Genomic DNA, 26,566 nt, shown 5'->3' with positions numbered 1-26,566 from the left:
AGAACCTACTTTGGATAAAGTGGTGTTAATACTTCTTGATCCTTATCACCTTTTCTCTTGTATGACTTGATATGTTGATATAACGCATCATATTCATCAAACTTGCCATTAGCATATAACGCTTTATTGACTAAGATAAGCATTTCCTTAAACTCTTCATCATCAATAACAGAAGCAATATCCATTGCACTGTAAAAGTTTTGACTGAATAAGGCATTACCCCAAGAGACAATTGCATTATTGACGGTAACTAAACCCTTATTGTCACACGCCTGTTTAATATCTTTAAGCGCCTGATTAATATCCGGCTTTGCAGGTGATGTTTGTTTATGTGACGTGGGCAATACTTTCTGAGTTTTAAACTTTCTCACAACAATAAGCAATAAAATCAATGTTACTAACCATAAGATCGCAAAGATAATGGCTGACACCATCCATAGTTTGCTATGCACCACTTTAATGACTGTCTTTGCAGGCTGTGCTACGGGTGTTGCATTTACCGCACTAGTTTGCACAGGTGTTACCACTTTACCTGGTAATACTTTAAAGGTTTGGGCTGGCAAAATGGCAGTTTGCTCTGTTTGTGATTTGACGTCAAACCAATGCACTTTGATCTGTGGAAACTCAACAATACCTTTCTGTGTTGGGATATAGGCTACCTTAAAAACTTTACTTGCCGCTGGCAGATTATTCTCCACATAATCTTTGCTTTGTGCTTTATCTGGATAGGCATTGATGCTATCGGCATGCGGAAAGGTTAAATTAGGCAAGCTAGCTGCTTGTACACCTGTTGCTGTTAATACGATCGTGCGCGTCACCGGCTCACCAACAGTTAGTTCATTTGAATCACTAGACCAACTGTCCTTTAACGTCACCGAGTTGGCAGGCAACCAATCATTGATATCAATATTTTGTGGAATGGGTTTCACATGCAGCGTTAATGGGTTTGACTTCACCAATATTGGTTTGGCACTTTGCATCGCAAAAAATGAATTGGGATTGTTTTGTAAAACCGCTGCCTGAATAATGCTTTGTGGAATACTAATCTCACCAGCTTGATTGGCTGTAATTAAAAACTGCTGCTCAACCACATGATAGGTTTTGCCATTTTGTTGTGCTTGATATTGACTATTTTTGCCAAAAGGCTCAATACTTGCATTGGCTAATTGCAACGGCTGCATACTTAAATTAGATAATGGCTCTGCATAATACAGCTTTAAGGTATATAACACAGGTGTGTTAACATAAGCACTATCACTTGAGAGAGATGCATCTAAAAAGACATTTGCTGTTTGTTTACCCTGAGTTCCTTGTGCTGCCTTTGTTACCGTAATTGTCAATGGCTTAGTTTGCTCACTCCCAACAGTTAACGCTGGAATAGTGATGTTTCCAACTCTTTTAGGCAATAAAGTCACAATGTACGAAATATCTGAAGTGCTTTTACCATTGATAACACTAGTCTGACTACTGGTACTGGTACCATAAACATCAAAATCTTTCTTCAATGGTGCCAAATCAGGCTGCTCATTCATATCATCAAGCTTAATCGTCAATGTCAAACTCTCACCATCAGCTATCTGTGTACGATCAACTGACGCAGAAACCGTGGCATACAACGACTGTACCATGAAAATAAGTAAAGCAGGTGCAAGCACAAGAATATTTACTATTGTCTTTGTCTTACTTGTTTTTCCTATTTTGCGTATTTTGCGAGTAAACCTAATCATTATTCCCTCCATTTTGCGATGTTTGACGTCGCTCATAGTCTCTTAAGAATTTCTGCTTTAATAAGCCACCTGGATCATCTGGAATCTGTGACAAAATCGCATCAACCTTCTTCTGACGCAGTGCATCTTCACGCGCTTGAGCACTTGAAATTTCGACCTTTTGCGGCAGATCCTTAGATTCATTTTTGTCTACTTCATTCTCTTTTGCTAATGTCTGCGAATGTTTGTCTTTTTGATTTTTATCAGTTTCATTGTTTTTCTCACTTTGAACACTTTGATCATTTGGAGTGTTTTCAGTTGAGGATTTATTATCTTGTTGCCCTTTTTGTTGATTCATATTCTGTTGATTGTTGCTTGGATCACTTTGACTCTGATCATTTTGCTTATTTTGCTTATTTTGCTTATTTTGCTCATTTTTCTTATTTCTTTGACTACCTTTATCGCTCTGTTGTTGATTAGCATGTGATTGATTTTGTTGATTTGACCTATTCTGTTGATTCTGATTATTTTTATTACTTTGTTTATTTGACTTACTTTGCTCATCTTGCTGATTTTTCTGATCACTATTTTGTTGATCATGCTGACTCTGCTGATCTTGATCTTTTTGATCCTTTTGATCTTGCTTATTATTTTTTTGATTGTTTTGCGTATTCTGCTGTTTATTCTGCTGATCTTTATTCTCTTCATTTTGAGATTTTTTCTGATCCTGCTTTTGTTGATTTTTTTGTTGATTTTTTTGCTGATTCTTTTGCTGTTGCTGCTGTTTTAATAAATTCTCAACATACTCAAGATTGGTCTTGGCGTCAGCAAAATCGCTATCTTTGGCTAATGCCGCTTTATACGCATCTATTGCTTTTTGATACTCATGCAATTGTGCTAAAGCATTGCCTTGGTTATACAGACCCACTGCTGAATCATCTTTTTCAAAAGCACTCAACGCCGCTTTATAATCTTTAGCACGATATAATGCAGCGCCTTGCCAACGACTATCACGAAACATCGCTGCTGCTTCTTTGTTTTTATGCTCATTAAATAAATTCGCAGCTTGTTGATTTTCATTCAACCACAGATCTTGCCATGTATTTGCCCATAATAACGTTGGCAACAACAATACAAGTCCGCTAATACGTTTTATCGACATACTCTCTCCAACCAGCCTTTTCGTGCAATCAATGCCATCAGAATAATCAATAACCAAATAAGCCAATGTCCTTGATCTTTCCACAATGCATTGGCTTTTTGTGCTTCTGTTTTTTGCGTCTTAGCATCACCATCATGGCTTAATATTTTTGTGACATCTTGATCATTATCGGTAATCAAGCTAAATTGCCCATCGCCTGAGCTTGCAAGTTTTTGTAATTCAGCAGCATTCATATTAGCAAATACAATTTGTCCCTTTTTATCAGTAACAAAACCGCCATCGCTATTTTTGATCGGTCCACCTTGTGCCGTCCCAATCGCTAATACAGAGGTTTTAATACCTTCTTTTGCTAAATTTTTGGCTTCCGTCAATGCCACAGGTGATGGTGTACTATCAGTAACTAAAACAATCTGACCGTGAGTAAATCCCGCTTGTTTGATGAGTTTGGCTGATTCTACTAATGCTTTTTGGATATTGTCACCGGCAACGGGTACAACGCTTGAATCTAACGAGGGCACCATATTGGCAATGGTATTGCTATCAGCCGTCAGTGGTGACACCACAAAGGGTTCACTCGAAAATACGATCATTCCTGTTTGCCCTTCTTTAATAGATTTAAGTAAATCCAGCACCTTAAAGCGTGCCCGTTCTAAACGTGTAGGAGGGACATCATTGGCATTCATCGTTTGCGAAACATCCAAGGCAATCACACGTGCTGCTACCTTTTGATAAACCGGTTGTGGGTATTGTGACCAAGTCGGTCCTGCCAATGCGACAATTCCAATACACCACAATGAGAAAATCATCACTGGCAACATACGACGCTTACGCGCTTGCCGACCTACTAATAAATGTTTTAATAAATGTGGATCACAATGCATGCTCCAATTATTAGCAGATGTTTTTACCCTTAAAATCATAATGAGCAAAACAATTGCAGGTATGATCAGTAAAAACCACCACGGACGTAAGAAGTGAAATGAGTGAAATAAGTGAAAATCACTAAAGCTCATATGAAACTCCTTTGACTTGTTTTAATCCATAACAACGCCAGAATAAAGCTTAAGATCATAGCTACACCCAAAGTCCATGGATAAAAAGGTGTCACCGGACGAATGGTAATCTTATCGGATTTGACAGGCTCTAATTGATTGATCTTATTGTAGATTGCTTGCAACTCTTTACCATCTTCAGCGCGGAAAAACTCGCCACCCGTCATTTGTGCAATTTTTTTTAAACCATCAATATCTAAATCACTCGATGGATTGACGATCTGTGGACCAAACATCGTCTGCACTGTCATCTGCTTTGCCCCTAAACCAATAGTATAAATCTTTATATGCTCATCTTTGGCAAGCTTTGCTGCTGTTTCAGGATCAATAACACCGGCGTTATTGCCGCCATCAGTTAAGAGAATAAGCGCGCGTGATTGTTTGGGATAATGCATCAACTGCTTAATCGCAAGACCAATCGCATCACCTATCGCCGTTTGAATACCCGCAATACCGACGGTTGCATCATTAAGCATTTGTCCAACCGTTTTGCGATCAAAAGTCAAAGGAGTTTGTAAGTACGGTTTAGATCCAAATAAAATAAGTCCCAAACGATCGCCTTCGCGCTTTTGGATAAATTCATTAGCAACGGTTTTTACCAGATCAATTCTTGATTCTGCTTTGCCATTAACCATCATATCAGGTGTACGCATACTGCCTGAGAGATCAACTGCCAACATCAAATCACGCCCTGTTTGTGGCAAAGTTAAAGGCGCACCTAACCATTGTAGACCCGCGCCTGAAATTACTAATAAAAGCCAAATAATCAACAATATATATTTAAACCATGACAAATGTTGCGTGCGTTTTGCTTCACCTTCAGCCATTGTTTGTTGCAATGAGGCATAAAACGGAATCTTAAGTCCTTGTTTTGCATCACTATTGTTTACTTTTGGCAAGACATAACGAAAGATGATGGGAAGCAATAATAAAACGAAAACCCAAGGGTAAGCAATTGTTATCATAACACTTTCCTTAACCATTTTTTCGATAATGCAATGAGTGCTTGACGCTCATCAGCACTTACTTCTTTTGACGTATAGCTATCTAATAACAAACGTCCATCACCTTGACTAAAATCATCTGTTTTAAGCTGTTGATCTAGGAACTTCAACCAATTCTCACCAAAGTGTAAATGTACATTGTCAACTTTAAGCTTTTGCATAGCTACCTGCTTTAAAAAAATAGAAACCTCTGATATCAATGCTTGTGGATTTTCTGTCTGAGCAGTTTGTATCGTTTTATCAAACATCCTTATTATTGCTTGCTTGTGGCGATATCCTTTAATCTTTTTGACTAAGAGCCATATCATCAGCACAATCACAAATAAGACAATAACAGCCACAATATACCATCCCATTGCCAGAGGCCAAATCGATACCGCAGGCGGAAGATGAATATCCTTTAACCCTGCTAATACATCAGTAGCCATAACGCATTACTCCATGATTTAAGGTTTTAACCACATCATCATTCGTTGCCAATGCAACAAATTGCATATTGTGTTTGCTTGACAATCCTTTGATCCTATCTAGTCGCTTATTAAATGGCTCGGCATAGCGCTTATGCACCTCTTTATCCGCGGCATTTAACTCCAAGAAATGCAACTGCCCATCACTAAAGCAGTACTGTCCTCTATCAGGTAAGCTTGCTTCTAATGCGTCATAAGTAAATACTTGGATGATCTCACTCTTGCGATTAATTAATTTCAAATATTGCTCCGCTTCATCATCAAAATTCACAAAGTCACTGATCACAATCACAACGCTGCCACTTTTAAGCGTTTTGGATAAATTCTTCAGTGTCATAGCCATTGAATGGCTATTTGATGGTTTTAGCATATTATCTGGGTCACTTAAGCATTTAAAGAATTTCAGCAAGTGTGTGCGGCTACGCGCTGGTGTTAACTGATATAAACCATCGTCTGAAAATACTACACCACCAACTTGTTCATGATGATTCAGTGCTGCCCAGCCTAATAATGCACAGACCTTAGCCGCTAACACACTTTTAAAACAAACGCGCGTTCCAAATTGCATCGATGCAGTTTGGTCGACAATAAAATAAATAGCACGTTCTCGTTCTTCTTTATATACCTTGGTGTATGGCTTTCCAAGACGCGCGGTTAGTGGCCAATGCATTAAACGAATATCATCTCCTGGCTGATAATGTCTAACCTCTTCAAAGTCCATTCCCCGCCCTCTAGCGCGTGAGACATGCTGACCAACCTGATTGGTATTAACACGTTGACGATTAAAAAATTGAATATTTTGCGCATAAAAGCGCAAACTCAATAATTCATTAATGTCTGCCGTTATCCCTTGTTGATCACTTGTGTTTTTTGAACTCATTAGCGTATTCTCCTTTTCCACTTATGGAATCGGCACGGCTTTTAAGAGTGCATCAATCACATCATCACTGGTAATATTATCAACTTCAGCTTCAAAGCTTAAGAGTATTCTATGCCTTAACACCTCATGGATCACTGCATGCACATCATGTGGTGAAACATAATCCTGCTGATTCAACCAAGCATGCGCGCGTGCCGCGCGCTCAAGTGCAATCGTACCACGTGGACTTGCACCAAAGCGGATCCATTTGCCAAGATCTTCACTGTATTTCACTGCATCGCGCGTGGCTAATACCAATTGAATCATGTACTCCTCAACGGCACTAGAAACATGCAGATCCAATACTTGCTGCTGCGCTGTGAAAATTTGCTGTTGTGTGATCAGCGGTGGTTTTTGTAAGTTCACAGAACGATTGCCACGATTTAATGCCAAAATTTCTTTTTCCATTGCCGCATCTGGGTAACCAATTTTAACATGCAGCATAAAGCGATCTAATTGCGCTTCAGGTAGCGGATAAGTCCCCTCTTGCTCAATTGGGTTTTGTGTCGCCATCACTAAAAATAAATCAGGTAGTGAATACGTTTGTTTACCAATGGTAATCTGCTTTTCACCCATGGCTTCTAAAAGTGCAGATTGCACTTTGGCAGGTGCGCGATTAATCTCATCGGCTAATAATAAATTATGAAATAAAGGACCGGTTTGAAATTCAAAGCTTTGACGCTCAGGAATATAGATCTCAGTACCTGTTAAATCAGCAGGCAACAAATCAGGTGTGAATTGAATCCGATGATAAGAACACTCAATACATTCAGCTAATGTTTTAATTGCTGTGGTTTTAGCAAGACCGGGCGCGCCCTCAACCAACAAATGCCCTGATGATAATAAGGCAATCAACAGACGCTTTGTTAAAGCACGCTGCCCAACAATACGTGCATCTAAATACGCTAATAAACTTTCAAAATCCTGATATACCGACATAAACCCTCCTAAGGTTTTAAAGACTTTATATAAGGCTCATAGATCAGCTTATAATACCTCCATCATCGAATACTTCGATACTAAGCACTATAAAATGATTTTTCTGAGCTGCACATAGTTTTAATGGTCTTTATTTTATAAATCCATTCATGAATTTCAAGCCTCGTTCTGCTGAATTTTCTTTACAAGACGTATTTTCTAAACATAGTAATGACAAGTGGGATAACGCTCCAAAGCACTAGCCAAATGACACAATAAGTGAAAGATAAAGGTGCCTCACCCACACCATAAAATTGCTGTATTGATTGTGGAGCAATACTTAATATCCCCTGTATTCTAAACAAATCTATCGGGCTAAGTAGCAATAAAAAACTAATGCTTTGCGAACTTATAACACCATTAAAAGTTACAACCAATAACACAAACAATAAATCAAAAAGAAAAATAAAAAACAACCAAATAATGATTGTCAATGCAATCGTATAGGTGCGGTTTTGGGAAACCGTTGATATAAATAACCCAATTGAAATAAAGCTTGTACTTAATAAAATACAACTCAATATGAGATTCAAAAAGACAGACATCGTCACAGCAAAAGGACTCAACACGTATAGTGATATTATAAATGCTATTATGATACTGATGATTAATGTGACTGACTGCCCTAACCATTTACCCAAAATAAATAGACATGAGGATACCGGATAGGTCAATAACAATTCAAATGTTTTCAATTCACGTTCTTTTAAAACCGTGTCATAAGATAAAATCATTGCAAACAGCGGAATAATATACATATAAATGTGCAGTAATGACAATAAAGTAACCGCTTGGTTATTGCTCATATTTTCTGCTGAAAAATTACCGCTAAAGTGAATCATTGTAAAATTAATCAGCAAAAATAACAGTGTTACGATAGCCGTCCAACCATTTTTTAATAATGCAAGGTACTCTCTTTTGGCAATATGATAAATTAGTTTAAACTTCATGTGCATGTGACCGTAATTCGTTTTCAATTTCTAAAGAGTCGACTTGGATATCTGCAATCGCATAACCGTATGTTTGCAATAGACCAATTAGTTGCTCAACCTCAACAGGTCTCAAAAGCGTATTAAACGTATATTCATCCAAATAATTTATTGATGCTGTGATTTTTGATATTTGACCTTTTATAGACTGATCAAGCGTTTTAGGTACTCTCACCCAAAGTCGCTTATTGATCGCATTGGTATCATTGATATTAACATGTCCAAACTTAGCATTGAATTGACGTATAATTTTCCCTCGGCTCATTAATAAGATATTATCCGTATTATCCCAAAGCTCAGAAAACAAATGTGAGGTAATTAAAACTGCAGCTCCCTTTTTTGCAAGTGATTTGATCACAGTGTAAAACAACTGCACCCCTTTGTAGTCAAAACCATTTGAAGGCTCGTCAAAAATAGCAACCTTAGGTTGATGAATGATTGCTTGAGCCAAGTTTAGGCGCTGTCGTAACCCTTTAGATAGCGCAGATACTTTTTTATCTTTATGCTTTAAAAGTCCAACCTGATCAAGGGTCTTTAAGATTATTTCTTTGGAAGGTCGGCACTGGCGAAGATATGCAAAAAAACTTAGCACATGATGTACTTTCTCATTAGGATACATATTCAAATCTTCAGGCATATAGCCAAGTACCTTATGATAATCATTAATATTCTTTTGAGTTAAGCATTGACCATCATAAAAAATACCACCTGACTGAGGGGGTAAAACACCTGTAATCAGCTTAATTAATGTCGTTTTACCACAACCATTTTCACCAACAAGTGCTGTAATTTTCCCTGAATTTAAAGTTAAGCTAACATCTTTCAAAATACTTTGTTTTCTATGATAAGCAAAGCTTACATTTTCTAGTTTTAATCCGTTACACATCACGAGAAACTCGTTTGGTTAGTGGGTACTTATCGATAAGTGAGTTACTTTGTAATACTGGGAACATATTTTCAATACCTTGTAAAACTTTCATAATAGGGCTATCAAATATCACATGCAAAATAGGGTAAGAAAAACTAAGCCATTGCGCTAAATTATTAACATAATAAGGACTTGGGCCTGTTGCGCCACGACAATTACCATAACAGCGATAACTTGACCAATAATTACCACGCCCCTTATATCCCCAATAAGTATTTTTAAAATTACCGTATTTGACCTCTAAGCGATTATTAATAAAATTATTGTTATAGACACGATTATTAACACTGCCGAAGCTTATGATTGCACCATAAGTATTATTGATGATCTCATTATTATGAATCACATTATCATGACTTGCACTTAACACAATCCCATCTTCGTTTGTATCCGCAAGATTATCAAAAAAGGTTGACTGACTAATTTCACGCAACACATATCCATGTATATTGTTATGCTTAGCGATGTTGTTTTTTATCATTAAACGTTTTGAATACATTAAATTCATCGCAACCGAAGCATTATAAATGGCATTGTTGTCTATAGTAAGATTTTGACTATTCATTACATGGAAACCAAAGCGTGCATGGTGAATCGTGTTATTATTCAGATGAACATTGTAAGAATCTTCGATATAAATGGCATCTCCGCCATAACTTAAAAGATTATCTTCAATCGAGCTATCATGTGTTGATAGTATTTTAACAACCTCTCCTCTTAAGGATAAATTTGATCTATCATCCGCAATAAAAACATTGTTTTTAATCCAATTGTCCCAAGTATTTTTCAGTACCATACCAACAGAGCAATCTCTAAGTGCGTTATTGAAAAAAGTAATACTACCATCCTTAACATCAATACAGCTATTGTTTGTATTGCTATTGAGTTTACCGATAAATTCAACACCATGTATTTTAAATGTTGCATTGTGAATGCTAAGAATTGGCTTATCCTCAATTGCACTTATCATCGGCATATTTTTACCAACTAAATCAATTGATTTAGTCAATGTAAAGTTGCCTTCATATTTCCCACCATTAAGCACAATTACGTCGCCATTTTGAGCTTTTTTAAGTGCTATTTCTAGCCCCTTATCATCACTTTTATCAACGTGAAATGTGTCAGCATAAATACGATGAATACATAACAAACTTAACATAAGCGCTATGAGCAATAGATAGTAAAATTTCCTACAAAGCCCATACCTGTTAACAAGAATCATCTTGTACACTTTTTGTCTTTTACTAATTATTTTTATGTTTTTTGTGCATCATTGGACCATATCGTTGTGGATCACTTTGCATCAGATCAATTGAATTTTGCACAACTTGCTGTGTAATATCTTTAAACTGAACAATCTTTCCGCCATGTTTTTGCTCGAATATCTTCGCATTATCAAGTGATTTAAATGGAACATAACTGATACCCATCGCACTGCGCTGTTTACTATCAATGACAAAATAAAGGTCTTTTACAAGCATCCACTCATCATCGTAACTAGCCCACGCTTTATCATCAAAGTTTTGTACATAAATAGCTGCCATACGCTCTCTATCTGGTTTGTTCAAGATAATAGACATTGCTTCAAATAAATCACAATAGAAGGTGTGCTTACCATCTTTCCAAACAATTTGCACATGCGGTCCTGAATAGTTAAGTATCACCATACCGCATAAACTACATATATCCGCTTTCGTTAGATCTTGAGGTTGAGTTTCACTCTGCCTACCACAACCAGATAATGCCGCAGCAAATAATATCACAACACTAAATAACATAATAACAGCACAATATTTTCTTTTGAAAATGCTCATCACTTAAATACCCGTCATCCATTTTTCGTATATGGGTTAAAGCGGATTAGTCTACTTGATGTCGACAATATTATAAACTGGTAACTACCAAAATTTTTATCTAACCCTTATCCCAATAAACTTTTAAGGATCATTTATCCAATCCGCATCTGAGATTTGCAGGGACAGCAATATCCATATACTTTGGATTGGGTAGATTTAAATTTGCCATTAAATCGGCATACTCAGAGGCACTACTAACCTGTAATCTTGGATTGAAACGTTTTTCCTCATAAATACTGCTTGAAGTGCGACCGCTATAGTCGTGACCTGGATAAACGATTGTGTGCTCATCTAAACTCAATAATTTGTTTTTAATGCTGTCATATTGTGCATAAGCATCGCCATTTTGAAAGTCAGTTCGCCCTGTTCCACGAATAAGGAGGGTGTCCCCTGTAAAAACAAAGCCATCTAAAACAAAACTATAAGAGTCATCGGTGTGCCCTGGTGTGTATATGGCTTTGAGTTTAAGTCCATCAAAATTAACGGTCTCATCTTCTTTAATTTTAATCGACACGCAATCAGCTTTTGATTGCTCACCCATTATGCTTTGACAGGTTAACCGCTCACGAAGCGTTCCAATTGCGGTAATATGATCAGCATGCACATGAGTATCAATAGCAGCAATTAATTTCAAATCTAATTCATTAATCAGTCTTTCGTACTCATGCTCATGACCTTTCACTGGATCGATGATAACGCCCTCGCGCCCAATACCTGATGCAAGTAAATAGGTATACGTATAAGTATCAAAATCGAATAACTGTTTTAAAATCATGATCATTATTCCTTGTTTTTTGTTTTGTTAAACGGTAGAAACATTAATACGTTTGCAAGTGCGCAAGTACCAGATAGTCCTGCAAATAATAATCCCGCACCAAAAAAAGCGCTCAAGATATTGAACCATGGTGAGATGATATAGGACAGAACAATACCTAGTACAACCATAAAACCAACAATAATTTGCACCTGACGCATAATAGGAAAGGGAGCTTTAGCATTAATAACCGTTTGTAAATTTGCTTTTTTCCATGCACTCATTCCTCCTTTTAGAATATATACTTTTTTGATAGGGAGCTTTGAAAAAAAGCCTTCTGCTTGACGCGTTCTATGACCAGACTGGCAATGAAACACAATAATCCCATCTTCTGAAAAAACATGCGAATTTAACTCGTTTAGCGTTTTGTTAATGGCGCCTTTTATGTGCTCTTTTTCATACTCCTCTGGTGCTCTGATATCAATTAACTTGACGCATTGATTCTGACAAAGCTCATTATATTCATCGATTGAGATAGTTTGGCAGTGACTCATTATTTTCTCCTTGCTTTGTAGGTTATTCTAAATTAGCAAACTCTAATATTTTGGCGAAATTTTTTATTTATTTTTTATTTACAGTAAATCTCGTAAAGTGTGCTTATAATTTTTTTTACATTTTGGTCTTCAAGCTGATAATAAACCGTTTGCGCTTCTTTTCTTGTGGTAACAAGTTTCTGTTTGCGTAGTACAGATAAATGTTGTGAAAATGCAGATTGACTTAGATTTGAATATTCTGCAAGCTCACCAACAGAAAGCTCACCTTGTGTTAAAAGACACAGAATCATTAATCTTGACTCATGTGAAATAGCTTTTAACAATTTGGCAGCTTTTTGTGCATTCTCACGCATCACGATTAAATCACTCATGCTATAATCCTTCGGACAAATTGTACACCCAAAAATATTAGCACATACTACATTAGATTTAAATAATATACTATGATGTTTTTAGCTTATTTATGAATTTCAAGCCCCACGATTGGGATATGGTTGATATAAATAAATTGAAATAAAGCTTTTACTCAACAAAATATAACTCAATATGAGATTTAAAACATAGGGAGTACTATATTATCTACCCCTTATCCCAATAAACTTTAATGCCTGCAACCACATTTTGTGGAATACCAACATAATCAAGTTTCTGAGCGATCTTGTCACCTTGCGCAGAATAGGCAAAAGTAAAGAATTGCTTAATATCTTGATTGATGCCTTGCTTTGCTTTCTCAGGTAACAAAACAAATGTCGTTGCCACAATTGGCCAACTATCATTTCCTGGCTGATTAACCAATAATAAATTGTAGTTATTCTTCGCTTGCCATGATGCATATTTTGCAGCACTTGCAAAACTATTTAAATCCGCAGTCACCGTTTGACCACTTTGATTGATTAGTTTAACCGTTGGAATATTCGCAGTTTTGGCATAGGCATATTCAACATAGCCAATACTATCACTGACTTGTTGTACTTGTGCTGCCACTCCCTGATTGCCTTTAGCACCAATACCTACCGGCCACTGCACTGAGGTATCAACACCGACTTGCTGTTGCCATATAGGATTAACCGATGCTAAATATTGCGTAAAGTTATAGGTTGTACCTGAGCCATCGGCACGATGTACCGTAATAATCGCATTGTGTGGTAACTTAAGCTTTGGATTTAACGCAGCAATCGCTGGATCATCCCAATATTGGATCTTACCCAAATAAATATCTGCTAATACTTTACCGCTTAAGACAAGCTCATTCGTTTTAATACCTTGCACATTAATCACCGGCACAATACCGCCAACGATTGCAGGAAATTGTAATAAATTGTACTTGCTAAGCTCAGTATTGCTTAATGGTTGATCTGATGCTGCAAAGTTAACAGTCCCTGCAAAAATCTGACGTTGCCCGCCACCTGAGCCAATTGGCTGATAATTAATTTTTACACCTGTTTGATTATAATATTCATTTGCCCAACGTGACATCGCAGGATAGATAAAACTTGAACCTGAGCCCATAATAACTGATTGGCTTGATGCCGCCTTGCCATCACTTTCATGCGCTTTTTCACTGCATCCTGATAATATTAATAAAGCACTACCCGTCAAAGCACCAATCAATATAGTTTTCTTAAATTTTGCTCGTTTCATTCATTTATCCTTATGTTTTAAGTTTAAACCGTTATTCATTATGAATATAATCAACCGTTCGTGGATCCTTAGGTGCGTTAAAGAATACATCAGTTGAGGCATACTCGACAAGCTCGCCATTAATCATAAACATCGTACTGTCTGATAAGCGCTCAGCTTGTTTTAAATTATGCGTCACCATTACAATTGTATATTGAGCCTTTAACTCTGTGAGCAACCCTTCTATTTTCTTTGTGGAAATAGGATCAAGCGCTGATGTTGGCTCATCTAATAATAAAATCTTAGGTTTTACCGCCAGTGTACGCGCAATACAAAGTCGCTGCTGTTGTCCACCTGAGAGGCGTGTACCTTGCTGTTGCAGCTTATCTTTAACCTCATCCCATAAAGCGGCTTGTTTTAATGCCTCTTCAACGCGCAGTTGCAATTCAGCCTTGGGTAACTTCTCATGCAACTTAATAGCAAAGGCAATATTATCAAAAATACTCATCGGAAAAGGCGTTGGCTTTTGAAAGACCATCCCAATTTCTTTGCGCAGTTGATTCAAATCAATGTTTTTTTCTAAGACATTTTGCCCTTGTAACAAAATCTGCCCTGTGGCTTTTTGCTTAGGATATAGCTCATAGATGCGATTTAACGTTCTAAGCAAAGTTGATTTTCCAGATCCAGACGGACCGATTAGTGCGGTAATTTTATTTTGCGCGAAGCTTGCGTTAATATCATGCAATGTCTTGCTGTCACCATAATAAAAGTTCAGATTTTTTACTGATAAGTACTGCTGATTTGGCAAATTTAACACCCTCCCTTGTGGCTCAAGTTGACTATCATCAGTTTGCGCCTGTGCTTTATTTTCTATGCTTTTTGTGTTTTCTAAGTTTTTAAAATCTGTCGATTGTTGCATGATCATCTCTTATTCTTTACTTTATTACCAGTTATTTATCTTTTGCAATCCAACGAGCCGTTAGATTCATCATCAATACTAATGCGGTAACGATAAGTGCTGCTGTCCAAGCCACTTGCTGAAACTCAGGATATGGTTGCATCGCATTTTCAAAAATCATCACCGGTAAGCTCTCAATCGCTTGCCCCATATTGAAACTTAAAAAGCTGTTTTTTGCTGAGGTAAATAATAATGGTGCGCTTTCGCCCATCACTCTTGCGGTAGCTAGTACCACCGCAGTAATCAGCCCTGTCTTTGCTGAGCGAAAGCCAATCATCACAATCACACGCCACTTTGGCACACCTAGTGCAATAGCTGACTCCTTTAACATCGGAGAGACAAGGTATAATACATCCTCCGCTGCACGCGTAATCATCGGCATCGCAATAACTGCGAGAGCAATGATTCCGGCATATCCTGAAAAACTGGTATTAACAACAATAAGCGTATAGATAAACAAACCAACAATGACTGATGGCGTGCTTAACATCATGTCATTGATAAAGCGTAAGACTTTAATCGTGCGTCTGAACTGTCGAAACTCGACAAAGAAAGTCGCCGTTAAAATCGAAATCGGTGTCGCGATCACGATGGCACCAATCGTTAACATCAGTGAGCCAACTATCGCATTTCTAAGTCCAAGCTCTCTGGTGTCATGTGTAAAAAGATAAGTGCTAAAGCTAGGCATACCACGCACCACCAATTCATATAAAATACTGCACAAGAAAAGTATGCTAATAATCGCACTAAGCCAACACAGTGAGACAAAAATATTTGATTTAATACGGCGCTTAAGCGCGACTTGTCCAATCATACTCATTATGCCACCCCTACTTTGTAGCGCTTTAAGATCCAACGTGATATCAATAAAACCACTAAGGTAATTAAGAACAATATCAAGCCCGTTTCAACCAATGCGGCAGGATACAATGTGCCTAATGCTTCATTAAACTCATTGGCAATGGCTGATGAGATAGTCGCACTTGGCATAAACAAACCTTGCAAACTATGGACATTACCAATCACAAAGGTCACCGCCATTGTCTCACCTAGCGCGCGTCCAAAACCTAAAATAATCGCACCCATCATGCCCGGTAACGCATAGGGGAAAATAACATTTTTGGTCACCTCCCACTTAGTCGCGCCAATACCAAATGCTGCTTCTTTCGTCACTTGTGGAATCGCACTAATCACATCACGCATCACCGATGATATTAAAGGAACCACCATAATGGCTAAGATAATACTGGCGGCAAAGATACTACTTCCCGTTGGTAAGCTTTTGATAAAGAACATTATTAATGGTTCAAAATGCGCCCAAAATGAGCCACTTTCAGCAAGAGCCGAAAACTTAGCCTGCCATGATAGCGATAAAGGCATTAATTTTAATTGCAATGATTTCACCCACGGCAAAAGCACAAAAAGCCCCCAAATACCATAAACGATACTGGGTATTCCTGCCATTAACTCAATTAAACGCGCAAAGATTCTACCTATACGTCTTGGTAATAACTCATCGATTAAAAGTGCCACTCCCAAACTAAAAGGCACAGCAATTACAAGCGCCAAAATGGATGTAACCAGCGTACCAATGATGACTGAATAGGCACCAAATTGCTCAGTCACAGGATTCCATGCATCACTCCACAAAAAAGAAATGCCATACTGGCGAATGCTTGGCCAACTAAATACAATAAGACTCATTAATAGCAACACGAAAATAATCAGTGTTAGCGATGCCAGAGCTATTAATAACTTCAAGAAGTTTTTATCCCCACTTTGCCTCAAAACCTATCCTTCCTACTTAATTAAGTCATTGCTAAGCATAAATATCAATTGTTACAGTTATGTTACAATTGATGGCGATGGTTGTTTTAAATTGAATTTCTCATATTTCTCACTATTATTCCATATGAACATAAGACTAAACATTAAGGAATATTTATGTTTCACATTTCAGAACGTAGAAAATGGTATATTGGATTTGGGATTGTCTTACTCATTATTCTTGCTTTTTTAGCTTTGTTGCACAGTGAGATTACGATGAGTATAGTGATCATTGCGCTTATTATTGTTGCCATTTACGATGTAACACAAAAAAAGCATACTATACTGCGCAACTTCCCTATCCTTGGGCATATGCGCTTTATCTTGGAGTTCTTTCGTCCTGAGATCCAACAATACTTTGTTGCGACAGATCAAAGTGAACGACCATTTGATCGACAAACTCGCTCTTTAGTTTATCAGCGCGCTAAAGGCATTGAAGACACACTTCCTTTTGGTACCGAGCGAAATATTAATCAACCAGGTTATGAGTGGGTTTTGCATTCACTAGCACCGATTCACCCAAAAGATGTTAACCCTAAAATTCAAATAGGCAATCATCAATGCACAAAACCTTATATCTCATCACGCTTAAATATTTCGGCCATGAGTTATGGTGCTTTATCTAAAAATGCAATTATGGCACTTAATAAAGGTGCTAAGCTTGGTGGGTTCTGTCATAACACAGGTGAAGGTGGCTTAACAGAGTTTCATCGCCAAGGGGGTGATATATGTCTGCAGATTGGGACAGGGTATTTTGGTTTTAGAACCAAAGATGGACGCTTTGACGCAGAAAAATTTGCTATTCAAGCACAGTATGATGATATTAAAATGATTGAGATTAAACTATCACAAGGAGCAAAACCAGCGCATGGCGGTGTTTTACCTAAGGAGAAACTCACCCCTGAGATTGCCAAGATTCGTGATGTACCGATGGGTGAGGATGTTTTATCACCTCCCGCTCATACTGCTTTTTCAACACCTGTTGAACTATGTCAATTTGTGCAGAAGCTGCGAGAGCTCTCAGGTGGCAAGCCCATTGGTTTTAAACTGTGCATAGGTCGCAAAACCGAGTTTTTCGCCATTTGCAAAGCCATGTTGAAAACACAAATTTTCCCTGATTTTATTACCATTGATGGTGCTGAAGGTGGTACAGGAGCCGCCCCTGAAGAATACGTCAATCATATTGGTGTACCACTTGAAGATGCTTTAGCGTTTGTCCATAATGCATTGGTTGGTTGTGGCATTCGCGAGCATATCTGCATTATTGCCAGCGGTAAAACTGCTACAGGCTTTGACATGGTCAAGCGTATTGCCTTAGGTGCTGATGTGATCAATAGCGCCAGAGCCATGATGCTATCCTTGGGATGCATTCAATCCAAACAATGCAATCGTAATACCTGTCCAACAGGCGTTGCCACGCAAAACCCACGATTGTACAAAGCACTCGATATTGATGATAAGAAGCAACGAGTTTACCGATTTCATGATGCAACAGTGAAAAGTTTTACTGAACTAGTTGGTGCCATGGGACTTAAAAACCCAAGCGAGCTTTCAGCGTCACGTGTTATGCGTCGTATTGATCAAAAAACCGTGCAATCACTAGATGAAGTCTATCAATACCTTAAAAAAGGTAGCTTACTAGATGATACTAACTTACCAATTCAATATGCAAAATACTGGCAACAGGCTTTAGCTGATCAGTTTTAAAAACAAGCTTTAGATTATGAGCGAAACCTCCTTTATAATGGCTTCTTCCTAAAAAGTACTTGCAAGTGAGCAACTAAAGATTGTAAGGTATCCACCGATGAATTATTGCTAACATTTTTGCTATTTATTGCGTTTTGCGTTAAGCAATAGGCTTCAATTTTAGTTCACCAAAAGCGTAATCATACAAGAAACTGATTTAAAATTTTAAATAACTGAATAAGCAGGAGGTAAAATGCACAAAACAATAAGTTTTATTAAAACCGAATATGGCGTTATTTTACCGATTACCCTCTTTATTCTATTGAATATGGTTTTTTCAAGTCTGGATCCATATAACATTAGTCATTTTGCAACTGCAGCAATAACCTTTGTTATCTTTGCAGTGATGCTTGTTTGCGCCTTTAATGTAGTCAAACATGCTGATTGGTTAGCAGAAAAATTTGGTGAGCCTTATGGCACCTTGATTCTAACACTTTCTGTTATCTCAATTGAAGTGGCACTTATTATTACGATGATGCTTATTGGCAAAGGTGACCCAACGCTTGCCAGAGATACGATGTTTGCTGTGATTATGATTGCTGTTAATGGTTTTGCTGGACTTAGTCTATTAACAGGCGGCATTAAACATAACACGCAAATGTATAATACCGAAGGTGCAAACATCTATATCTCCTTGCTTATTCTTTTATTAACCGTTTGCTTAATACTTCCTAATTATACGGTTGCGACTGATGCCGGCACTTTTAACTTAAGTCAATCCATTGTCGTCATTATTGTTTGTGTGATCCTTTATGCTGTTTTCTTGATTAAACAAACCGTAACACATAAAGATTATTTTCAGTATCGGCATGAAGACGATGCTGATGAGGAACACCACAACCCAATGGGCTCAGTACTTTATCATGTCATTATGTTACTACTTGGTCTTGTCGTGATGATTGCTCTATCCAAAAATCTCGCAAGCTTTCTTGAGTTCAGTATTCAAGAGGCAGGTCTTCCTAGTAAGCTAGGTGGTTTTATTATTGCGCTTTTAGTGCTAACCCCTGAGGGTGTGAGCGCCATTCAATCCGCATACAAGAACCAACTACAGCGCTCTATCAATCTATGCATGGGCTCCGCCGTTGCTACTATTTGTCTTACCGTGCCGTCGGTACTTGTAATAAGCCTTGTCCTTGGTCAACCATTAGTTCTTGGATTGAATAGTACATCGATTGTTATTATGGTACTAACCTTTTTAATTGCTTTGGTTACCTTTACCTCACGACGCACCAGTGTTTTTAATGGCATGGTACTTCTGAGTGTCTTTATTATTTACTTTGCGTTGATTTTCGATGTTGCTCAGCCTTTATCGCAATTATAAACTTACCTAAAAAAGCAACTATTTAGCAAAATTTAAAATAGCCTTCTAAAAGAAATTTGCAAATTGCAACAATTTGCTCTAACCTTTCCACATGAGACAAACTTTGGAGTATTACCATGGGATTTATATCAGTCAGACTTCCTGAAGAATTTGTTAATGAAACGAAAGGTTTTGCAGAAAAAGGTTATCGCACAGTACCGCAACAAATTCTATATTGGGCAGAACTTGGTAGACAGCAAGAGCTACGAAACTGGCAAGTTGAGAAAATGAGACTCGGCTTGCAACAAGCAAAAAATGCTCAGATTGCCACAGAACACGATGTTTCACGAGTATTTAGTAAATGCAAAAAATAAACTGGTCACTTGAGGCACTTAACGACTTTGAAGACTATGTTGATTGGTATTTAAAATATGCTGATGAAATTGTGGCTATGCGCTTCATGGACAGTATTGAAAGTGCTTTAAAGTATATTTCATTAAATCAACATGCCTCACGTATGGTAGGTGAGATTCCCGAGTTAAGGGAATATATTGTGTATGACTTTCCTTTTTTAATTTCTTATTGGATTAAAAATCAAGACGAAATCATCATTACTTCTTTTCTACATCAAAAAATGAAAAAGTAAAAAAGTAAGCTACTGTATATTTTCCTAGGTGATATACTGTTGACATTAATTAGCACGACACCTTTATTTGTTAATGTCAAAAAACAAACATAGCAAAAGTAGCAAGCGCTGGCTTGATGAACATCATAATGATCATTATGTTAGCCAATCTAAAAAAGATGGTCTAAGATCACGCGCAGCTTACAAACTCATGGAATTACAGCAAAAAGATAAACTCTTCAAATCAGGCATGACCGTTGTTGACTTAGGTGCTGCTCCTGGTGGTTGGTCACAGGTTTTAACGGATTTCGTTGGTTCTAAAGGCAAGGTATTTGCCCTAGATATTTTGCAGATGGATCCTTTGCCTGATGTAACCTTTATTCAAGGAGATTTTACTGAAGACGAGCCTTATGAGGCTTTAATGCAATTAACAAAAGGCGAGTCTATTGATTGGGTGATCTCTGATATGGCACCAAATATGAGTGGCAATCGTAATACTGATCAAGCCGGATCGATGTATCTGGTTGAATTGGCACTTGATTTTGCCGATAATACACTAAAATCACATGGCAATTTCTTAGCTAAAGTTTTCCAAGGTGAAGGCTTTGCCCCCTTTCTAAAAGCCGTTCAAGAACGTTTTCAAAAAGTCGTTATTCGTAAGCCAGATGCATCTCGTGCTCGCTCACGTGAGGTCTATGTGATTGGGTTTAATAAACGTTAAGGATACTATTCATGGGTTATAGGCTATCAAAAATTTACACCAAAACCGGAGACAAAGGCACCACTGCCCTTTCAGACAATATTCGCATTGATAAATGTGCGCCGATTATTGAAACCATTGGGCAGATTGATGAATTAAATGCTGCTATTGGTGTCATTGTCGCTTTTTCAAACAATTTTGAGATCAATAGACAATTACAAAATATCCAACATCATTTATTTAATATTGGTGGCGAGCTATCTTTCCCTCAATTTAGTCAGCTAACAGATCATGCCATTGTGGTGCTTGAAGCCCAGATTGACCAATGGAATGAAACCTTACCACCGTTAAAAGAGTTTATTTTACCCGGTGGATCGAAGTGTGCAGCTTTAAGCCATCAGGCGCGCACCATAGCACGTAAAGCCGAACGCCACTATGTTGCCTTGACTCAAGATCAGGCAAAAGCGTATAACCCACTTATTTTAAGTTTTTTAAATCGATTATCTGATTATTTATTTGTGTTGGCACGTTTTTTTAATCAGCTAGATCAGCATGATGAAGTGTTATGGAAGAGTCACAAAAGTCATAAAACGCAGGAAAAATTATGAAAATCATCATTTTAGGTGCCGGACAAGTCGGCAGTTCATTGGCTAAGAATTTACAAAAAGATCACAACATTAGTGTCGTTGATGAAAAAGCTGAACGACTAAGACATATTCAAAATCACTTTGATGTCAAAACGATCTGTGGCTCGGCATCACACCCCAACATTCTTGAAGAAGCAGGCGCAAATGATGCGGATATGATTATTGCGGTAACAAATAACGATGAGGTTAATATTGTTGCTTGCCAGATTGCGTATAGCCTCTTTAAAATCCCAACGAAAATCGCACGTTTACGTAATAAAAACTACGCACGCTATCCGCAAATTTTTAATAATGATAATATTCCGATTGACCTTATTATTAACCCATCCGAGTTAGTTACTCAACGCTTAGTGCGTTTAGTTGAGCATCCTGGCAGCTTCCAGATTGTTGATTTTGCCAATGGTCGCTTGCAACTAGCAGGGAGTGAAATTGCCGAGGACTCACCACTTCATGGCATGAGTATTCGTGAATTTCGACAAGAGCTTCCTGATATTGATGCGCGTGTCGTTGCCATCTATCGCAAGAAGCAAAACCTGCTTATATCCGCTGATACGGTTTTACAAAAAGCAGATGAAGTGTTTTTTATTGCTGAACGCATTAATATCCCTGCCATTTTACGCGAATTCCAACCGCAACAAACCGCGTTCCGTAAACTATTTATTGCAGGTGGTGGCAATATTGGTATGGGGCTTGCCAAGAAACTTGAGAATGATTACTTAGTTAAAATCGTTGAACGCAATTATGAAAACTGTCATTTAGCCGCTGAAACATTAAACAATACCACCGTGCTTTCAGGTGATGCCTCAGATGCAGAGTTATTAAATGCTGAGAGCATTGATGATACCGACCTTTTTTGCGCGGTGACCAATGATGACGAGGCCAACATCATGTCTGCGATGTTAGCTAAAAAAATGGGTGCTAAAAGCACTATCGCTCTGGTTAATAGTCTAAGCTATGCGGCTTTAGTTGATGAAACACATACCATTGATCGCGCGATTTCACCACAGAGAATCACCATTGGTGTGATTCAAACTTATTTACGCAAAGGCGATATGCTAAATATCTACTCCCTATATGGAGGGCATGCGGAGGCTTGCGAAATTGTGGTGCATGGAACTGCTGATAGCTCACCCATTGTCGGTAAAAAGATCAGTGAACTGAACTTACCTAAAGCAATTATTATTGGCGCTATCGTTCGCGATGACACTATATTAGTCGCACATGATCACTACGTGATTGAATCAGGGGATCACGTCATTGTGACGATTACTGACCTTGACCATGTTTATACGATTGAAAAACTCTTTCAGGTATTACCTGTTTTCTTGTAATTTTCTCACACGATCTGACACATAGCGTTACCGAAGCACGGTCATATGATTTGTAGTGCTTAAACAATGTATGCTTTGTTGGTTGAAGTAGATACTTAACTAAGCTAGCTTACTATGCTGACTATCCCTAATGGGTGTTGAATGAGGATCATTAAACAAGTCATCAATTTTAATTTCTAAATACTGCGTTATGCTATAGATTGTCAACAAGTTAGGCATGCATTTTCCATTTACAATCTTACTTACTGTGCCGGTAGAAATGCCTAAGTTGTTGTGTAGCTCCACACTATTGACGCCTTTACTCAACATATACCTTCTGAGATTAAAGCCAACAAGCTTAAGCTGTCTTTCACACTCTGTGTTGTCAGTATTGGTATAGGTTAAGTCGTGATCAAGCTTTCCCATATTTCCGATCCTAATGACCTACTTCATAAGTAAAAATTATAACTAAACGCTAAAAAATAGCAAGTTATTCTTGCCATATAACTAAAAACCCGTTACGATAATAGCGGGTCATAGTTAAGCCCCCATCTTGACTGCGTTAACCCCCATAAAACTAGAAGGAACTAGATAAAACGCAAGGATTATGACCCAAACGCCTCAAATCTTCCACAAAGAAGATAATACACTTTTCCTAAGCTAATGCAATAGCATATTGATATAAATTTTAATTATATTCCACTTTAGTCAAAATGTACTCTTCTGTAGATTCCTATATAGTCTCTACCACCTGAAACCAAAGATTTCTTAGCAAGATTGACATTTTTATTACTGAGTTATTAGTAACCAATGGTATTATATATTTTGCTTATAAGTATTGATGCGTGGGGTAATCGATTTGTTGCAAGAATACATGTAATCAAAATAATTTAAATGTAATAACAACATCATGGTTATCTGACCATTTCATTTATAAGCTTTACTTATTACTAATGGCTTGACATTAATCGATTGGCAAGTGGTTTGTGATAAGTCATTAACTTTATTCAATATCCATAATAACTAAAGGGGAACTAGTTATGAAAAACAAACAAGTATCAATCAACAATACCTATTGGTCTGATTATTTAAAAGACTGCACACAAAATGATATTGTCAAATATCGTCATGCTATTGAAGATAAAGAAGTAAAAAAAAAAAGGAAATGCATTTAGTTTCAATTAATACAGTTAAATACTCTGATTATTTAAGGTCAAACAACATAAAGCCATTTATCTTTTTTAGTGGCATCGTTGCCACATTTATGCAAAGATGCTTTTCTTTAAAAGAAAATATCATCTCCTATCCTAAGACCAACCAAAAAGTCACCAACTTTTATCCACTTAAAGTAAAATTGTCATCTTCACTGACCTTTATTGAGCTGCTAAGCAACATTGCCAAGCAATATCAACAGGATTGTGCTCATCAGAGAACGACTCAAAAGATCGCAATGGATTTCTACCCTAATGTATCGATGATTGATAAAAAAACATGGGATGTTCATACGGAAAGCATTGAGCTCACATCAAATATATTGACCTTTATCTATGATCTCGATGCGCAAGCTTATTATATCTATTGTGATAGTGACTATATCCCTGCGTATTTTGTCGAATATTTTGAGCGATTAATTGATTCTGTCGTATCTAAAGCAAACAGCAATCTAAGTGATTATGCATTGATATCTCAAAATGAGCGACACAAAATGCTGTATGACTGGAACAACACTGATAAGCCTTATCCAACAGACATAACAATACATGAGTTATTTCAACAGCAAGCAAAAAAGACACCAGATAATATTGCTGTGGTGCATCATGACCAGCAGTTAACCTATCAACAATTAAATGAGCAATCTAATCAACTGGCTCGATATATTAGAAAGAAATATTGTCAAAAGAAAAATAAGTCACTTATGCCAGATACGCTTATTGCAATCTATATGGAAAAAAGCATTGATATGATTGTTGCAATATTAGGTATCTTAAAAGCAGGAGGCGCATATGTACCGATTGATCCGTCTTATCCAAAGGATCGTGTTCATTATATTTTACAAAACACAAAATTCTCAATGATACTTACACAATCAGACATTAAGAGTCAATTAATTCAACTTATTAAAGGTTTAAGCTTAATGCCTACTCTATTATCGCTAGATCAGCAGACTTACTTTGAGGACTCTCGTTTAGACCTAAACACCTATTACAGTCGCTCAGATTCACTGGCTTATGTGATGTATACATCAGGGACAACAGGAAATCCTAAAGGCGTAATGATTGAGCATATGGGTATCCATTCATTACTATTTAATCAAGACCTCATTAGCATAAAAGAGCCTCAAAATACTTTGTTTTTATCAAATTCAGCATTTGATGCTTCTACCTTTGAAATTTATACTAGTTTGTTAAGTGGAGGCAAATTATTTATTCCTAATTACCAAAGAATATTAATTTCAAGCCCATATAGATTAGAGCAAGCTTTAAATGCTCATGATATTAAAACACTGTGGTTAACTAAAACTTTATTTGATTATTTATATATTAACAAGCCCGATATGTTTCAAAAACTGAATGCTTTGGTTATTGGAGGAGAGGCATTAAATGCAAATTTAATTTCGCAATTAATCAATAGTAGTTATACCCCAAAAGTAGTTCTCAATGGCTACGGTCCAACAGAATCAACTACTTTTACAACAGTGTTCCCATGCAAAGAAGATTTTATTGAAAATGTGCCAATAGGCAAACCTCTTTCCAATAGGAGAGTTTATGTATTAGATTCTAGGAAAAATATAGTTCCTACAGGAGTAGTCGGAGAGCTTTATATCGGTGGTTTAGGTGTCGCGCGGGGGTACTTGAGACAGTCTAAGCTAACCGATAAATCATTTATTCTTAACCCATTTGCCAGTCAAAGTGATATCGAAAAAGGTTATACACGTTTATATAAAACGGGAGATTTAGTTCGATGGTTACCTGATGGCAACTTAGAATATATTGGGCGTAATGATGCTCAGGTAAAAATTCGAGGATATCGCATTGAGCTTGATGAAATTGCATCCAGACTCATCAAAGTTAAAGATATTCAACAAAGTGCAGTTATGGTTCAATCTAAAAATTATAAGAATGAATACAAAGATGTCTTAATTGCATATTATGTTAGCCTTACCCCTCTTTGCCATCGATTTTTAAGAAAAGCTCTATCAAATAAGTTACCGCCTTATATGTTACCTCAAAAATTTATTCACTTAGACAAGTTTCCACTAACTATAAATGGCAAGCTAGACAGTAGCGCACTACAACAAATGTATACTCATCAAAACGGGACATCTGATACTGTCAAAGCCCCCCAATACTATCAAAGGAAATACAGAACTGTTGCTCATTATGTTGGATAATTTTGCAAAAAACACCCTAAACAAAAGCTTCATAATAGATTTTTGGTTACGTATAATATTTAAAAACATAAGG

The 26,566-nt window shown here is 37.3% G+C and carries 28 protein-coding genes; 9 read left to right on the top strand and 19 right to left on the bottom strand.

Annotation, left to right across the window (positions count from 1 at the left end; all coding sequences use genetic code 11):
* Nucleotides 1–5: 5 nt before the first annotated feature.
* The 18 genes from ACZ5V8_RS05340 to pstC form a co-directional block, all read right to left on the bottom strand.
* Nucleotides 6–1,727 (bottom strand): BatD family protein, encoded by a 1,722-nt coding sequence (locus tag ACZ5V8_RS05340; RefSeq protein ID WP_464218658.1) that lies wholly within the window; start codon nt 1,725–1,727, stop codon nt 6–8.
* Nucleotides 1,720–2,868 (bottom strand): tetratricopeptide repeat protein, encoded by a 1,149-nt coding sequence (locus tag ACZ5V8_RS05335; RefSeq protein WP_464218657.1) that lies wholly within the window; start codon nt 2,866–2,868, stop codon nt 1,720–1,722. The genes ACZ5V8_RS05340 and ACZ5V8_RS05335 overlap by 8 nt, the downstream gene beginning before the upstream one ends.
* A complete protein-coding gene (locus ACZ5V8_RS05330; protein WP_464218656.1) occupies nt 2,859–3,881 on the bottom strand; it encodes a vWA domain-containing protein in 1,023 nt (340 codons plus the stop codon). Before ACZ5V8_RS05330 ends, ACZ5V8_RS05335 begins: the two co-directional genes overlap by 10 nt.
* On the bottom strand, nt 3,878–4,885 hold the full coding sequence (locus tag ACZ5V8_RS05325; RefSeq protein ID WP_464218655.1) for a vWA domain-containing protein: 1,008 nt from the start codon (nt 4,883–4,885) through the stop codon (nt 3,878–3,880). The genes ACZ5V8_RS05330 and ACZ5V8_RS05325 overlap by 4 nt, the downstream gene beginning before the upstream one ends.
* Nucleotides 4,882–5,352 (bottom strand): DUF4381 domain-containing protein, encoded by a 471-nt coding sequence (locus ACZ5V8_RS05320; protein ID WP_464218654.1) that lies wholly within the window; start codon nt 5,350–5,352, stop codon nt 4,882–4,884. The genes ACZ5V8_RS05325 and ACZ5V8_RS05320 overlap by 4 nt, the downstream gene beginning before the upstream one ends.
* Nucleotides 5,342–6,271: a DUF58 domain-containing protein gene (locus ACZ5V8_RS05315; RefSeq protein WP_464218653.1), complete on the bottom strand. Its 930-nt coding sequence runs from the start codon at nt 6,269–6,271 to the stop codon at nt 5,342–5,344. The genes ACZ5V8_RS05320 and ACZ5V8_RS05315 overlap by 11 nt, the downstream gene beginning before the upstream one ends.
* A gap of 21 nt (nt 6,272–6,292) precedes the next feature.
* Nucleotides 6,293–7,249 carry an AAA family ATPase gene (locus ACZ5V8_RS05310; RefSeq protein WP_440616132.1) on the bottom strand — a complete coding sequence of 319 codons (957 nt, stop codon included), beginning with the start codon at nt 7,247–7,249 and terminating at the stop codon, nt 6,293–6,295.
* Nucleotides 7,250–7,431: 182 nt separating this feature from the next.
* The gene (locus tag ACZ5V8_RS05305; RefSeq protein ID WP_464218652.1) at nt 7,432–8,238 is read right to left on the bottom strand and encodes an ABC transporter permease; all 807 of its coding nucleotides are present in this window, start codon (nt 8,236–8,238) and stop codon (nt 7,432–7,434) included.
* Nucleotides 8,228–9,163, bottom strand: coding sequence for an ABC transporter ATP-binding protein (locus ACZ5V8_RS05300; protein ID WP_464218718.1), 936 nt, complete (start codon nt 9,161–9,163; stop codon nt 8,228–8,230). Before ACZ5V8_RS05300 ends, ACZ5V8_RS05305 begins: the two co-directional genes overlap by 11 nt.
* Nucleotides 9,156–10,364 (bottom strand): NosD domain-containing protein, encoded by a 1,209-nt coding sequence (locus ACZ5V8_RS05295; RefSeq protein ID WP_464218651.1) that lies wholly within the window; start codon nt 10,362–10,364, stop codon nt 9,156–9,158. Before ACZ5V8_RS05295 ends, ACZ5V8_RS05300 begins: the two co-directional genes overlap by 8 nt.
* An 85-nt stretch (nt 10,365–10,449) precedes the next feature.
* Nucleotides 10,450–10,983 (bottom strand): nitrous oxide reductase accessory protein NosL, encoded by a 534-nt coding sequence (locus tag ACZ5V8_RS05290; RefSeq protein WP_464218650.1) that lies wholly within the window; start codon nt 10,981–10,983, stop codon nt 10,450–10,452.
* Nucleotides 10,984–11,149: 166 nt separating this feature from the next.
* Nucleotides 11,150–11,836, bottom strand: a complete 687-nt coding sequence (locus ACZ5V8_RS05285; RefSeq protein ID WP_440617346.1) for an MBL fold metallo-hydrolase — start codon at nt 11,834–11,836, stop codon at nt 11,150–11,152.
* A gap of 5 nt (nt 11,837–11,841) precedes the next feature.
* Nucleotides 11,842–12,369 (bottom strand): rhodanese-like domain-containing protein, encoded by a 528-nt coding sequence (locus tag ACZ5V8_RS05280; RefSeq protein ID WP_464218649.1) that lies wholly within the window; start codon nt 12,367–12,369, stop codon nt 11,842–11,844.
* A gap of 74 nt (nt 12,370–12,443) precedes the next feature.
* A complete protein-coding gene (locus ACZ5V8_RS05275; protein ID WP_464218648.1) occupies nt 12,444–12,740 on the bottom strand; it encodes an ArsR/SmtB family transcription factor in 297 nt (98 codons plus the stop codon).
* A gap of 208 nt (nt 12,741–12,948) precedes the next feature.
* Nucleotides 12,949–14,010 (bottom strand): phosphate ABC transporter substrate-binding protein PstS, encoded by a 1,062-nt coding sequence (gene pstS / locus ACZ5V8_RS05270; RefSeq protein WP_464218647.1) that lies wholly within the window; start codon nt 14,008–14,010, stop codon nt 12,949–12,951.
* A gap of 31 nt (nt 14,011–14,041) precedes the next feature.
* Nucleotides 14,042–14,908, bottom strand: coding sequence for a phosphate ABC transporter ATP-binding protein PstB (gene pstB, locus ACZ5V8_RS05265; protein ID WP_464218646.1), 867 nt, complete (start codon nt 14,906–14,908; stop codon nt 14,042–14,044).
* A 31-nt stretch (nt 14,909–14,939) separates the two neighbouring features.
* Complete coding sequence (gene pstA, locus ACZ5V8_RS05260) at nt 14,940–15,767, bottom strand: phosphate ABC transporter permease PstA (protein ID WP_464218645.1); 828 nt, start codon at nt 15,765–15,767, stop codon at nt 14,940–14,942.
* Nucleotides 15,767–16,708, bottom strand: coding sequence for a phosphate ABC transporter permease subunit PstC (gene pstC, locus ACZ5V8_RS05255; RefSeq protein WP_464218644.1), 942 nt, complete (start codon nt 16,706–16,708; stop codon nt 15,767–15,769). Before pstC ends, pstA begins: the two co-directional genes overlap by 1 nt.
* 183 nt (nt 16,709–16,891) lie before the next feature.
* On the opposite strand from pstC, the gene ACZ5V8_RS05250 reads away from it, so the two are divergent.
* The 7 genes from ACZ5V8_RS05250 (at nt 16,892) to trkA (ending at nt 23,123) form a co-directional block, all read left to right on the top strand.
* The gene (locus ACZ5V8_RS05250; protein ID WP_464218643.1) at nt 16,892–18,481 is read left to right on the top strand and encodes an FMN-binding glutamate synthase family protein; all 1,590 of its coding nucleotides are present in this window, start codon (nt 16,892–16,894) and stop codon (nt 18,479–18,481) included.
* Between the two features lie 232 nt (nt 18,482–18,713).
* On the top strand, nt 18,714–19,841 hold the full coding sequence (locus tag ACZ5V8_RS05245; RefSeq protein ID WP_464218642.1) for a calcium:cation antiporter: 1,128 nt from the start codon (nt 18,714–18,716) through the stop codon (nt 19,839–19,841).
* 116 nt (nt 19,842–19,957) lie between these two features.
* Nucleotides 19,958–20,194 (top strand): hypothetical protein, encoded by a 237-nt coding sequence (locus ACZ5V8_RS05240; RefSeq protein ID WP_440617358.1) that lies wholly within the window; start codon nt 19,958–19,960, stop codon nt 20,192–20,194.
* Nucleotides 20,182–20,466, top strand: coding sequence for a type II toxin-antitoxin system RelE/ParE family toxin (locus ACZ5V8_RS05235; protein WP_464218641.1), 285 nt, complete (start codon nt 20,182–20,184; stop codon nt 20,464–20,466). Before ACZ5V8_RS05240 ends, ACZ5V8_RS05235 begins: the two co-directional genes overlap by 13 nt.
* Before the next feature lie 73 nt (nt 20,467–20,539).
* Nucleotides 20,540–21,166 carry a 23S rRNA (uridine(2552)-2'-O)-methyltransferase RlmE gene (rlmE, locus tag ACZ5V8_RS05230; RefSeq protein ID WP_464218640.1) on the top strand — a complete coding sequence of 209 codons (627 nt, stop codon included), beginning with the start codon at nt 20,540–20,542 and terminating at the stop codon, nt 21,164–21,166.
* Between the two features lie 11 nt (nt 21,167–21,177).
* A complete protein-coding gene (locus ACZ5V8_RS05225) occupies nt 21,178–21,753 on the top strand; it encodes a cob(I)yrinic acid a,c-diamide adenosyltransferase (protein WP_464218639.1) in 576 nt (191 codons plus the stop codon).
* Nucleotides 21,750–23,123: a Trk system potassium transporter TrkA gene (trkA, locus tag ACZ5V8_RS05220; protein WP_464218638.1), complete on the top strand. Its 1,374-nt coding sequence runs from the start codon at nt 21,750–21,752 to the stop codon at nt 23,121–23,123. The genes ACZ5V8_RS05225 and trkA overlap by 4 nt, the downstream gene beginning before the upstream one ends.
* A 99-nt stretch (nt 23,124–23,222) precedes the next feature.
* Here trkA and ACZ5V8_RS05215 read toward each other — a convergent pair whose 3' ends face one another.
* Nucleotides 23,223–23,528 carry a helix-turn-helix domain-containing protein gene (locus ACZ5V8_RS05215; RefSeq protein ID WP_464218637.1) on the bottom strand — a complete coding sequence of 102 codons (306 nt, stop codon included), beginning with the start codon at nt 23,526–23,528 and terminating at the stop codon, nt 23,223–23,225.
* A 614-nt stretch (nt 23,529–24,142) separates the two neighbouring features.
* Between ACZ5V8_RS05215 and ACZ5V8_RS05210 the strand changes: the two genes are divergently transcribed.
* Both ACZ5V8_RS05210 and ACZ5V8_RS05205 read left to right on the top strand, forming a co-directional pair.
* Entirely contained in the window at nt 24,143–24,277 is a 135-nt protein-coding gene (locus tag ACZ5V8_RS05210) for a hypothetical protein (RefSeq protein ID WP_464218636.1), read from the top strand.
* 299 nt (nt 24,278–24,576) lie between these two features.
* The gene (locus ACZ5V8_RS05205) at nt 24,577–26,493 is read left to right on the top strand and encodes a non-ribosomal peptide synthetase (protein WP_464218635.1); all 1,917 of its coding nucleotides are present in this window, start codon (nt 24,577–24,579) and stop codon (nt 26,491–26,493) included.
* Nucleotides 26,494–26,566 lie beyond the last annotated feature (73 nt).

The sequence above is a fragment of the Cysteiniphilum sp. GTC20157 genome (assembly GCF_055396795.1).
Note: the sequence above shows the minus strand (reverse complement) of the source record. Positions and strands in the feature narration are given on the sequence as shown.